Here is a 12,341-nt window from a genome sequence, read left to right as displayed (position 1 = left end):
CCCCCCACCTTTGAGGCTCTTTTTTGGGTAGTTAAATTTAACATTTTTCCTTAAACGAACCTTGGTAAGTTACTATGCCAAAGTAAGGAGTAATTAATGGCTAAAGAGATACTTTTAGAATCTACTATTACGTGCCCAGTCTGTGAGCATGCAGAAACAGAAACTATGCCAACGGATGCGTGTCAATGGTATTACGAGTGCATAGAATGTAAAACCCTGCTTAAGCCGTTAAAGGGTGATTGCTGTGTTTTTTGTTCTTATGGGACTGTTGCCTGCCCACCTATCCAGGCAGGGACAGATTGTTGTTCAACATAAAAAATATAACTTATGACAGTCAAGGTTGAAATATACGGTACCAGTTTTTGCAGACACTGCGTAGATGCCAAGGCGTTTCTGAAAGCGAAGGGTGTTGACTATGAGGAGTATCTGCTAGATTTAATGCCACTCGAAAAAGATGCGATGATTGAGCGTTGTGGGCAGAAGTCCATACCGCAAATATTCATCAATGATCAGCACATTGGTGACTTTGCTGATCTAAAAGCGTTGGATAGCAATGGCAAGCTGGATGAGTTACTCGGCGGTTAAATAGGATTTAGCTCAACTAAGTCGAACGTAGGTCGCAAGACAATAATCTAACAATAAACTTAAGTGCGATTAAAAAGTGCCCAAAAGTAGGGGGGTGACTTAGCAATCGTAATAACATCTATTCCAGCTTGAACATCGACGATTCCTTGTGGAATCTACGATGGACTTTAGTGAGCTTATCGTTTTGTTTTTTAAACGAATAACTCAATTATTTGACTTGTCATTCTTGGCTTTTGGTAAGCCTAAGAAAGCCACCCCCCACCTTATAGGCACTTTTTTTATTCAGCCAACTCCTTAGCCAATAAATCAAATACCATTCTGATTCTTCTACTTGTATTTAGCTCTCGATGGGCCGTTAGCCAGATGGGGAATTCTATCGGTGCGAGTGTTGGTAAAGCCTGAACTATTGCGGTTTCTTTTTCGCCTAATTCTTCGGGCATGATACCGATGCCTAACCCCTGTTTTGCTAATTCCCAATGAGTGATGAAATGTTCTGTTTGTAATGGGAAGTTTTTCTTGGTGAGTGTTAAACCCATTGCATTGAGACCCGTGATTAATCCGTCGATTTCATCAAAACTTATAAAGTCCGCACGACTTAGGTCTTCAGGTTTTTTGAGTTCACCAATTTCATTTAGGTACTCGGGTGTTGCGTAGAGCCTCGCATAAACGTCTTTGATTTTTTTCGCAATCAGCTCGGGTTGTGTCGGTCGAAAGTTACGAATTGCGATATCTGCTTCGCGTCTTCTCAAGTCGCTGGTGGTGCTGGTAGCGATTATTTCGATGGTGATTTTTGGTTCTAATTTTCGTAGTTTTTTGACAATTGCTGGTAGTTTGTAGACGGCATAGTATTCGCTACAACTTATACATACATTGCCTTCGATACTTTGTGATTGTCCGCTTGCTGTTAGTGATACGCGACTTGCGGCATCTCCCATTGCTCTGACGTGTTCCACCAGATCTAAACCACTTGGTGTAAGAATTAGCCCCAGTCCTACGCGTTCGAATAGGGCGACTCCCAACTCTTTTTCAAGTGCTGATACTTGGCGGCCAAGTGTCGGCTGCGTCATGCCTAAGGCGCGTGCGGCTGCTGACAGTGAGCCTTCTTCTGCGGTGACTAAAAATGCGCGGGCGCGATTCCAGTCAAACTTTATTGATCTCCAGTCCATTAGTCTCATCTCCTATCTATGCATAATTGTATGTCTTTAATGCAAATTTAGGTAATTACTATTCTTAAGTGTATGGATTACGATGTTTTCTATGAGTTAAACAACCGTTAAACAACAACAGTTAAACACCATTATTAATTTTTTATTGAAAGGCACATTATGAAAGCAGTTACCTATTCAGGCTATGGCTCACCCGCGGTGATTCGGGTATCAGAGGTTGAGAAGCCGACACCGAAAGCAAACGAAGTTTTGGTTAAAGTGTGGGCGACCAGCATTACCACGGCAGACAGCATGATAAGAGAGGGCAAGCCTTGTTATGGTCGCTTATTTCTCGGCCTTGCAAAACATAAGCACCCTATCTCTGGCACAGGCTTTTCAGGAGAAGTAGAAGAGATAGGAAGAAGTGTCACGCAATTTAAAATGGGCGATAAAGTGTTTGGTGAAACAGGTGTTAATTTTAGCGCAAATGCTGAATACATTTGCATTGCTGAAGACGCAGTGATTTCAATTTTACCGGATAATCTCAGCCACGAAGAAGCGGCCCCAATTTGCGATGGTGCTTTAACGTCTTATGCGTTTTTAAAAGATATTGGTCAGTTGAAAAGAGGTCAGAGTATTCTTATCAATGGAGCTTCGGGTAGCCTGGGAAGTGCCGCTGTGCAAATAGCAAAAGCGTTGGGTGCAGAAGTAACAGGTGTTTGTAGTCGTGCAAATGTGGAGTTAGTGCAATCACTCGGTGCTGATAAAGTGATTGATTATCATGAGGAGGACTTTACTAAAATGGGGAACAGTTACGACCTTGTTTATGATGCCGTTGGCAAAAGTTCGTTTTGTGAATGCCGGAAAAATCTAAAAGAGCAGGGTGCTTATCTTTCACCTGTTTTGAGTTTTCCACTCTTGATACAGATGATGTGGACTTCAACATTCATGTCTAAAAAAGCCAGATTCTCTGCGACTGGTTTACGACCTGCAAAAGAGCTTCGAGTAATGATTGATGAATTAATACCATTGTATAAATCAGGCGAAATTAAATCGGTAATAGATAGAACTTACTCATTGGCAGAAACAGCGGATGCACACCGCTACATTGAAACAGGGCGGAAGAAGGGTAATGTGGTTGTGAGTCTTATTATTTGAAAGCGTACCTAAATAATGATTCTATAAAAAAGTGCCCCAAAGTAGGGGGGTGACTATAAATTTAATTCGAAAGAATTTGCTCCAGGAATTTTTGGGTTCTATCCATTTCTGGATTGTTAAAAAACTCGTATGGGGCTTTTTCTTCGATTATTTCGCCGACGTCCATAAAGATCACTCGGTCGGCGACAGATTGTGCGAATCCCATTTCGTGGGTGACACAGATCATGGTTATACCGCTTTCTGCCAATTCGACCATGACGTCTAACACTTCTTTGATCATCTCTGGATCGAGGGCGGATGTTGGCTCATCGAAGAGTAGAATTTTTGGACTCATACACAGTGCGCGGGCTATCGCGACACGCTGTTGTTGTCCACCGGATAGTTGTCCCGGGTATTTATCTGCCTGGTCTCCGATTCCGACACGGTGTAGATGTTTTAAGGCTATCTTTTCTGCTTCTATTTGTGGCAGTTTATTCGCCCAAACTGGCGCTAAGCAGAGGTTTTCAAGAATTGTCATGTGAGGAAACAGATTGAACTGCTGAAAAACCATACCGACTTCACGACAGACATTATCAATCTGTTTTTCGCTACCAGCCAGTTCTTGCTGATCAATGAAGATTTGGCCTTCTTGAATTTCTTCTAAGTGATTGATGCAGCGAATCAGAGTGGATTTACCGGAGCCCGAAGGACCGCAAATAACGATGCGCTCGCCTTTGTGAACTTTCAGGTTTATGTCTTTTAGTGCATGAAAATCGCCATACCATTTATTCACGTTTTTGAATTCGATGGTTATTTCATTGTTGTTTAGAGCGTCGCTGTCTCGTGTATTTTCTGTCATCTCAGGCTCTTAATTATTTTTGTAAAACAGGGTCAGATTTTTCTAAATGAGCGCCATAACGGCTCAGGGAATAGCAAATTGAAAAATAAACCACGGCGCCAAATACATAGGCTTCGGTTTCAAAACCTAGCCATTCAGAATCGAGAGAGGCTGATTTAATCATTCCCAAGAAATCCAGTAGTCCCACAATGATAACCAGTGAAGTGTTTTTAAACATGGAGATACAACGCCCTATCAGTGGCGGTAACACGTGACGCAGCGCTTGTGGCAACACTATCAAATAAAGAGTTTTAGGGTAGCTGATTCCCAATGAAGATGCGGCTTCAAATTGCCCTTTAGGCAGTGCTTGCAGTCCACCACGGACGACTTCTGCGACATAAGCGGCTGAGAAGAAAATCATGCCGGTTTGAATGCGCAACATATTATCGATAATGAAACCGGGCGGTAAAAACAATGGCATCATCACCGATGACATAAACAATATGGTAATTAGGGGCACACCACGGACAGTTTCAATAAAGCCGATGCACAGTGATTTAGTGATGGGTGAGCCTGAAAAGCGCCCTAAAGCTAATACGATGCCTAATGGAATTGAAACGATAATACCGACGAGTGCCAGTAATACACTCAACATCAATCCGCCCCACGATGACTGATCGACTTCGTTTAAGCCAAAACCACCACCAATAATCCAGTAACCAAAAACCGGTAGCAGCAACCATGCCACTATCAAGACTTTTCCTTTTAAGTGATTGGTGATGGTCGTGATGATCAATATAGCCAATACCAGTGCGCCAACAATTCCGCGCCAACTTTCTGCTGCGGGGTAAACGCCAACCATTAACACGCGAAATTTGGCCGCGATAAATGACCAGCAAGCGCCATCGGGACTTGTTTTGCAGTTTGCAGCGTCACCAACCCAGGTAGCTTTTATAAACGCCCATTGAATAACTTGCGGAACAGTTAATACTATTATCGCGATCAGGCTCAACGCTAATGCTGAATTAAACCAGCCGTTAAATACATGGTGTTTTAGCCAGTGCAGAAAACCTTTTGCTTGGGCAGGTGCCTCACGATCGGGCTTGGGAACAAAAATAGTTGGATTAGTCATCTGTCTTACCTTTCAACTATTTGAACGCGGCTATTTAGCCAGTTCATGAGAGCGGAGATGATGAGATTGATGGTCATGTAAACGGCCATCCACATTGCAATGATTTCTATCGCTTGGCCATTTTGTCCAATAATCGTGCCGCCGATTGAAACCATATCGGGATAACCAATAGCCACTGCCAGCGAACTGTTTTTCACCAAACTCGTATAGTCATTAGTGGTTGCCGGAATGGTTACACGCAGAGCCTGAGGTAATAATACTTTACGAATAATCACACTTTTGGGTACACGTAATGCTCTCGCTGCCTCGATTTGTCCGGCAGGAACGGACTGCAATCCACTGCGCACATTTTCTCCAATATAGGCAGCGGTATAAAGTATTAAGCCTAAGAGTAAGGCGGAAAATTCAGGTTTTAAGACAATACCGCCAACAAAATTGAAACCTTTCAATTCGGCGTATTCCAAACTCATCGGTTTACCCAGGATGAAAAATACCAATAGCGGCAATACTATAATCACTAAAAGTGAGATCAGTGTTTTCGGTAACGCTCGACCGGTGCGAATCTGTAATTTTTTCGCCCACTTTGTGAAAAAGTAAGCAATTGCAATAGCTGCAAAAAATGCCGCCACCACAAGCCCAAAGCCATCATGAGCAACTGGGTCTGGAAGGTATAAGCCTCGCCGGCTTAGAAAGACACCTTCAATCGGGTTGAAGGGTGTTTTTGCCCGTGGCAAAGTGCCTAGCGCCACCGTGTAAATAAACAGCAGAGTAAGTAATAGTGGAATATTTCGTAAGGTTTCAACAAAAAATGCGGATACCTTGGAAATTACCCAGTTTTTTGACGTACGACCGACACCTACGATTACGCCTAAAATGGTCGCAAATATAATCGCAATAAATGATACAAATAAAGTATTTAAAATACCGACTAAAAAAGCAGTACCGTAGCTTTTGGCAGGGCTGTATTCGATGAGGCTATCACTGATTGGTAGACCAGCTTCGCTATTTAAAAACTTAAAGCCAGAGTCAATTCCGCGTGCCGTCAAATTCTCCTGAGTTGTTAATAACAGGAAATACGAACCGTAAAAAATCAGCCCAAGCACAAACATTTGACCGACTAGGCCGCTGACACTGATATTGCTAAAGCTTTGTTTAATCTGACTGACGAGGGTTTTCAAGCAAACTACCTAAGTGTGGGAAATAATGGACGTTCTGGCCCACTTTAATTATTTTTAAATTATTCTGATTCACCTATAACTGCCACAAGTTCATCTTAATAAACGATGATCCATAAAAATCATCTGCATAAGTACTTAGAGTAGTTACGCAGATGGTTTTGAATGGGAATATTTATCTTAAAGGTGAAGCGTAAAGAATACCGCCTTTGCTCCAGAGCTGATTAACGCCACGCTCAAGACCTAAAGTTTTGGTTAAGTTGCGCTCGTATATTTCACCGTAATTACCCACACTTGTGATTGCGCGAAGTAGCCAGTCGTTATCAAGACCAATAAAAGTACCCAAGTCTCCTGTTTTTCCTAGCATGCGTTGCACCGTAGGGTCTGTAGATTTGGCTTTCATCTCCGCTGCATTAGCCGCAGTCACACCTTTTTCTTCAGCGTTAATTAAGCCGAAAATTACCCAGGTGATAATATCTTTCCATTGATTGTCACCATGACGAACTAACGGTGATAGTGGTTCTTTTGAGATGATTTCTGGAAGAATGAGATGATTTTCTGGGTCTTTTAGCGTCGTTCTTAAAGAGGCTAGTTGGCTTGTGTCGGTTGTAAATACATCACAGCGACCTGAAGCGTAAGCATTGAGGGCTTCTTTTTTACCGTCAAAAACAACGGCTTCTAATTTCAAATTATTGGCTCTTGAGTAATCGGCAATGTTTAGTTCGGTAGTTGTACCTGTGGTTACACAAACACTCGCGCCACTCATTTCTTTGGCACTTTTGATACCGTCTTCTTTACGTACCATAAAACCTTGACCATCATAGTAAACAACTGCAGTAAAATCGGCGCCTTCTTTGGTGTCTCGTTTCATCGTCCAGGTGGTCGTACGCGAGGTTAGGTCAACCTGTCCGCTGGTTACGGCTATTATTTTCTGCTTTGATGCTAATGGCACAAACTTTATTTTAGTCGGATCACCAAGCACTGCCGCGGCAACAGCACGACACATATCCACATCTAAACCAACCCACTTACCGGAAGAATCAGGATTAGAAAAACCCGGAACACCTTCACTAACGCCACAGCTTAAAACACCTTTCTTTTTTACATCTTCCAATGTACTTGCACTGGCGGTAGTCGTGATCATTGCTAGCCCTAAAATGAGGGCTGAAACTTTTGTAAACTGAAATAGAGATTTCATCTAATTGTCCTTTGTTTTTGCTGGAATAGTGGTCTGGGATACTAATAGAGTAGTAAACAAATTTGATAAAGCAAATTAAGTGCGCTTTATATTTACAACACGCATGACTAAATCCATGTTTACACTTGAGGCTTTTAACGACTGTTTGACCCATTAGGTAAAAGTTCGATAAAAAATGCCTAGCTCTGCATAAATTCTAATGTCGTTTTTATAGAACAAAAACGAGTTGTTATTTAAGTAGCGGAGTGACGTTGTTTTCCAGATGCTGGCGTGGTCCATTCAGAAGATGTATTTATCGTTTATTTACTAAAAATAAAGGGAGTAAAAGCTAACGTACAAATCCTATGCAATGGCATGCAAGAACCATGTAAACGAAGAAGCTTTTAAAATCCTTAGAAATGTATTGGGCGAGTGATTGGAGATAACACGTTTGGGAGCTTAAGACTATAAAAGCCACCCCCCTACTTATAAGGACTTTTTTGTTGTTATGTTATTTGAGTAGTCATTTAACTGCGATATATCGTTTCGATTAGGTGATAGCCAAACTTGGTTTTAACAGGGCCGTGTACTTTAAGGACAGGCTTTTTGAATACCACATTATCAAATGCTTTCACCATTTTGCCAGGGCCAAATTCACCAAGGTCGCCGCCTTTTTTCGCAGAGTTACAGATTGAGTGTTTTTTCGCCAGAGTTCCAAAATCTTTACCACTGGCGAGTTGCTTTTTAAGTGACTCAGCTTCTTCTTTGGTCTTCACTAAAATATGTCTTGCGCATGCCGTAGCCATAGTAATCTCATCAATATAAATTAATGTTGAGTTTACTTTAAATCAGGCAATATTTGGTAAATCTTAAAGCGTGTTAATCATGGCTTATGCTTATATTAAAAAAAACTACAGGTAGTAAGTGGTGCATTTAACTATTATGTATTGATTAATAGGGAAATTAGAGGAGTCACCAATGAACAGTCAAAGCATTGCACCTAAGCTACAAAACTTTGTGGATGGTGTTTCAGGTTTACTGGATCAGAAGCAAGTTGAGGCTGAATTTCACCCTGAGGTTGGTGAGTTATTAAGGGAGTTGGTGAAAGAAGATGATTGGTTAGACCCGAAATATGCAGTGCCTCATCCTGAGTATTATCAGCAATTTTTACTCTATGTTGATCCGCAAGAACGATTTTCTGTGGTGAGTTTTGTCTGGGGACCCGGTCAGCAAACACCGGTGCATAATCATACAGTTTGGGGTGTGATTGGCATGCTTCGTGGGAAAGAGCGTGAGCAACATTATGAAGCAGGGAGTGATAATTCACTAATTGCGAAAGGGGATGAAGTGACATTGTCGCCCGGTGATATTGGTTTTGTTTCGCCAACGATTGGCGATGTGCATCGTGTGAGCAATGTGTATGACGATCAGGTATCTATCAGCATACATATTTACGGTGGTGATATTGGCAAAATCGAAAGGCATGTTTTCCCTACTGATGGCAGTCCGAAAAAAGATTTTATTTCTGGTTACACCACACCGGCTTAAGCAGATAAAAAGATGAATTACAAAGATTACGATTACGTCAGGCAGTGTTTATTAAATCGAGAAGAAATCTGTTTACTAGATGTTAGAGAAGAAGCCCCGCATGCCGAAGGCCATCCTTTATTCGCGGCAAATTTTCCATTTTCTTCGATTGAATTAAATGCGTATACCAAGCTGCCACGATTTGACGTACCCATCGTAACTATTGATTCAGGAGAAGGTCTTGCAGAAGCGTCGACAACACGATTAATAGAGCTGGGTTATACCAATGTGTCCGTGTTTGAAGGCGGGATTGAAGCCTGGTCAGCTGCAGGTGGTGAGTTATTTATCGATGTAAATGTGCCCAGTAAATCCTTCGGAGAATTGTTAGAAGCCACTTGCGATACGCCATCAATGCCCGCCGAAGATGTTAAGAAAATGATGGATAACAATGCGGATATGGTTGTTGTCGATGTGCGTCGTTTTGATGAATATAACACCATGTGTATTCCTACCGGAATTAGCGTTCCCGGAGCAGAATTAGTGTTGCGGGTTCCTGATCTCGCGACGAATCCAGAAACCACCGTCATCGTCAATTGTGCGGGTCGCACCAGAAGTCTGGTGGGTGCTCAATCACTGGTAAATTCAGGATTACCAAACCCTGTTTATGCCTTACGTAATGGCACGATTGGTTGGACCTTGGCAAAGCAAGAGTTGGTAACAGGGCAATCCCGAACCTACAGTCCAACAGGTGATGAAACTCGACAAATCGCCAGTGAAAGAGCAAGAGACGTGGCTGATAGAGCGGGTGTTAAACGCGCGACGAAGGCCGATCTGAAAAGTTGGTCTGAGCAAGTAGATCGCACCACCTATTTCTTTGATGTACGCAGTTTTGATGAATATGAAATTGGACATCTATCTGGTTTCTATCCCATCCCCGGTGGACAATTAGTGCAAGAGCTAGAAATGTACGCGCCAGTTAGAGGTGCGAGAATTGTGTTAGCCGATGATGATGGTGCGCGTGCCAATATGTCAGCTTCGTGGTTGGCGCAAATGGCATGGGATGTGTATGTGCTGGATGGTTTGCAAGCAGCAGACTTCTCGGAAACAGGTAAATGGCAAACTCGACTACCAGAAAAGCCAAAGGCTGAAATACTATCACCTGAAACGTTATCGAGTTGGATTCAGGATAATAGCGATGTCACTATTCTGGATTTCGCCAAATATGTTACTTATGTAAGAGGGCATATTCCTGGCGCTAACTACTTAATTCGATCGCTGTTGGAGCAACAGAATGTCGAATTACCAAACACATCAAAATTAGTCCTTACCAGCGATGAAGGTGAATTAGCTGCCTATGCGGTGGCGAATATTCAAGCACAAACGGATGCTGATATTTTTGTCTTATTAGGTGGTACGCAAGCTTGGGTAAAAGCAGGATACAAATTAGAAGAAGGCGAGACACATTTGCTTTCAACACCAATCGATCGTTATAAAAGACCTTATGAAGGAACCGCAATCACCGATGATGTGATGCAGGCTTATTTGGATTGGGAATACGGTTTAGTGGATCAATTAGCTAAAGATGGTACGCATCATTTCAGACCATTACAGACTGAGAATTAAGATTTTCTCCTACAAATAAAAATAATTATCTGAATTTTATTTATGAGATTAGTAAATACACCCCCCTACTTATAGGCGTTTTTTTGTCTATTCCTTATTGGTTTTTTATAAAACTGTAATGCTTATATGTAATACTAAATTTCCCGTTTTTTTTGCATTTATGGCTCTTTAATTCGCAATTTTATTACCGTGTTTTTTCTATCGAATTTAAGTTATGTCAGAAAGGGGGAAAAGCACTGATGCCGTTTAACTTAATTATTTTATAAATTTCAAATAGATAAGTTTCTCAAAATTTTAAGAGTCTGATTTTTAGTGGCTTGATTAAGATTTTCATTCATAAGATTTCATTCTAGGTAAGTAAAATTAACTCTTATGGTGAATAAATTTAATGCATCTGGGTATATTAGTGTTTTATCATAATTTGTACTATTGTTGACATAAGTTACACATTTTAAATGTTTTTTTGTTAAATAAAGGTGTTTTTTAGGATGGCTTTGAAAGAGTTACCACTTGTTGATATTGTTATCTTTGGTGGCCATGGAGATCTCGCATTACGCAAGATAATGCCTGCGCTTTATTATTTGTTTTGGCAGAATCATATAGATCCTAGAAGCCGGATCTTCTCAACGATTCGTACCGATGATACTGATGAGCAACATCGCGAATTAGTGTTTAACAAATTCCGTGAATTTCATCCTGATAACTTTTATTCAGAAGAAACCTGGTCGGTTTTCTCATCGCAGCTTTTCTGTACAAAAATGGATATTAGCAATGCCGATGATTATCAAGAGTTGGCAATTGCATTAAACGAATTCCCTGAGCGCGATAGAATCAATTATCTATCGACGCCCTCGTCGTTATTCGGTGATATTTGTACGGCACTCAATCAAACGGGATTAGTCACTCAAAAAAGCCGTGTCGTGCTGGAAAAACCAATTGGGCATAACCTACAATCCTTCAAAGAGATTGATGATACGGTCGCCGCTGTTTTTCTTGAGAGCAGTATCTTCCGTATTGACCATTATCTGGGTAAAGATACGGTACAGAACATCCTCGCGTTACGTTTTTCCAATACTTTGTTTATGCCTTTATGGGATAACAAGAGTATCGATCATGTGCAGATAACGGTTGCTGAAACCGTTGGTGTAGAAGGACGCTGGGGCTATTACGATAAATACGGTGCAATGCGCGATATGGTTCAGAACCATCTCATGCAGTTACTATGTCTTGTCGCGATGGAGCCACCACGCAGCCTGCAAAAAGACAGCGATAGCGTGCGTAATGAGAAAGTAAAAGTACTCAAATCGTTACGTAAATTAAATAATCGTGAAGTGGCTGAAAAAACGGTTCGTGGTCAATACAAACACGGAGTAAGTAATAAACAATCAGTCCCGGGTTATCTGGAAGATGACGATAAAATCCACGAAAGTGATACTGAAACGTTTGTTGCCGTTAAAGCCGAGATAGAAAACTGGACCTGGAACGGTGTGCCTTTTTACTTACGAACAGGTAAGCGAATGTCTGGGCGTTTCTCAGAAATCGTAATCCAGTTTAAAGATGTTCCTCATTCTATCTTTCCGAATGATGGCAAGCCGCTTGAACCTAATAAGCTGATTATTCATATTCAACCAGAAGAAAGCATCCGCTTATTGCTAATGAATAAAGTGCCTGGTTTAAGTCAGGGCATGAGATTGCGACCTGTAGAGCTAGAGCTGAATGTGCTTCATGACGATCCGCGCTCTCCAACGGCTTATGAGCGTTTATTACTAGACGTAATTAAGAATGACGCGACGTTGTTTATGCGCCGTGATGAAGTTGAAGCCGCGTGGGAATGGGCAGACAATATTTTAGACACCTGGAAAGAAGATAATATTATGGTGAAAAAATATTCTGCGGGTACCGATGGCCCAAGTTCGGCAGTTGCATTAATCGAGCGTGATGGCAGAAGCTGGCATGAAGATTCCTAATTCTTCTAATGCTTGGTTTTTCTTTCTTTTTTAAC

General features: G+C 41.5%; 12 protein-coding genes. 6 read left to right on the top strand and 6 right to left on the bottom strand.

Annotated features, from left to right (window positions below):
• The first annotated feature begins 96 nt into the window (after nucleotides 1-96).
• Both OO007_RS11150 and OO007_RS11145 read left to right on the top strand, forming a co-directional pair.
• Nucleotides 97-315: a GDCCVxC domain-containing (seleno)protein gene (locus OO007_RS11150; protein WP_325808851.1), complete on the top strand. Its 219-nt coding sequence runs from the start codon at nucleotides 97-99 to the stop codon at nucleotides 313-315.
• 12 nt (nucleotides 316-327) lie between these two features.
• Nucleotides 328-585, top strand: coding sequence for a glutaredoxin domain-containing protein (locus OO007_RS11145; RefSeq protein ID WP_131907689.1), 258 nt, complete (start codon nucleotides 328-330; stop codon nucleotides 583-585).
• A 278-nt stretch (nucleotides 586-863) separates the two neighbouring features.
• On the opposite strand, the gene OO007_RS11140 is transcribed toward OO007_RS11145, so the two are convergent.
• The gene (locus OO007_RS11140; protein ID WP_207907166.1) at nucleotides 864-1,751 is read right to left on the bottom strand and encodes a LysR family transcriptional regulator; all 888 of its coding nucleotides are present in this window, start codon (nucleotides 1,749-1,751) and stop codon (nucleotides 864-866) included.
• A 159-nt stretch (nucleotides 1,752-1,910) separates the two neighbouring features.
• Between OO007_RS11140 and OO007_RS11135 the strand changes: the two genes are divergently transcribed.
• A complete protein-coding gene (locus OO007_RS11135; protein WP_131907687.1) occupies nucleotides 1,911-2,888 on the top strand; it encodes an NAD(P)-dependent alcohol dehydrogenase in 978 nt (325 codons plus the stop codon).
• Between the two features lie 61 nt (nucleotides 2,889-2,949).
• On the opposite strand, the gene OO007_RS11130 is transcribed toward OO007_RS11135, so the two are convergent.
• From OO007_RS11130 to OO007_RS11110, 5 genes are all read right to left on the bottom strand, one after another.
• On the bottom strand, nucleotides 2,950-3,726 hold the full coding sequence (locus tag OO007_RS11130) for an amino acid ABC transporter ATP-binding protein (RefSeq protein ID WP_325808850.1): 777 nt from the start codon (nucleotides 3,724-3,726) through the stop codon (nucleotides 2,950-2,952).
• Between the two features lie 13 nt (nucleotides 3,727-3,739).
• On the bottom strand, nucleotides 3,740-4,837 hold the full coding sequence (locus OO007_RS11125) for an amino acid ABC transporter permease (RefSeq protein WP_325808849.1): 1,098 nt from the start codon (nucleotides 4,835-4,837) through the stop codon (nucleotides 3,740-3,742).
• 5 nt (nucleotides 4,838-4,842) lie between these two features.
• Complete coding sequence (locus OO007_RS11120; RefSeq protein ID WP_325808848.1) at nucleotides 4,843-6,015, bottom strand: amino acid ABC transporter permease; 1,173 nt, start codon at nucleotides 6,013-6,015, stop codon at nucleotides 4,843-4,845.
• 172 nt (nucleotides 6,016-6,187) lie between these two features.
• The gene (locus tag OO007_RS11115; protein ID WP_325808847.1) at nucleotides 6,188-7,210 is read right to left on the bottom strand and encodes an amino acid ABC transporter substrate-binding protein; all 1,023 of its coding nucleotides are present in this window, start codon (nucleotides 7,208-7,210) and stop codon (nucleotides 6,188-6,190) included.
• Nucleotides 7,211-7,716: 506 nt separating this feature from the next.
• Entirely contained in the window at nucleotides 7,717-7,995 is a 279-nt protein-coding gene (locus OO007_RS11110; protein ID WP_325808846.1) for a peptidylprolyl isomerase, read from the bottom strand.
• A 172-nt stretch (nucleotides 7,996-8,167) separates the two neighbouring features.
• On the opposite strand from OO007_RS11110, the gene OO007_RS11105 reads away from it, so the two are divergent.
• The 3 genes from OO007_RS11105 (at nucleotide 8,168) to zwf (ending at nucleotide 12,306) form a co-directional block, all read left to right on the top strand.
• Nucleotides 8,168-8,737, top strand: coding sequence for a hypothetical protein (locus OO007_RS11105; protein WP_325808845.1), 570 nt, complete (start codon nucleotides 8,168-8,170; stop codon nucleotides 8,735-8,737).
• A gap of 12 nt (nucleotides 8,738-8,749) precedes the next feature.
• A complete protein-coding gene (locus OO007_RS11100) occupies nucleotides 8,750-10,339 on the top strand; it encodes a rhodanese-like domain-containing protein (protein ID WP_325808844.1) in 1,590 nt (529 codons plus the stop codon).
• Nucleotides 10,340-10,827: 488 nt separating this feature from the next.
• Nucleotides 10,828-12,306: a glucose-6-phosphate dehydrogenase gene (gene zwf, locus OO007_RS11095; RefSeq protein WP_131907680.1), complete on the top strand. Its 1,479-nt coding sequence runs from the start codon at nucleotides 10,828-10,830 to the stop codon at nucleotides 12,304-12,306.
• The last annotated feature ends 35 nt before the right edge of the window (nucleotides 12,307-12,341 follow it).

The sequence above is a fragment of the Cocleimonas sp. KMM 6892 genome, from assembly GCF_035798195.1.
Lineage (GTDB): Bacteria > Pseudomonadota > Gammaproteobacteria > Thiotrichales > Thiotrichaceae > Cocleimonas > Cocleimonas flava.
Note: the sequence above shows the minus strand (reverse complement) of the source record. Positions and strands in the feature narration are given on the sequence as shown.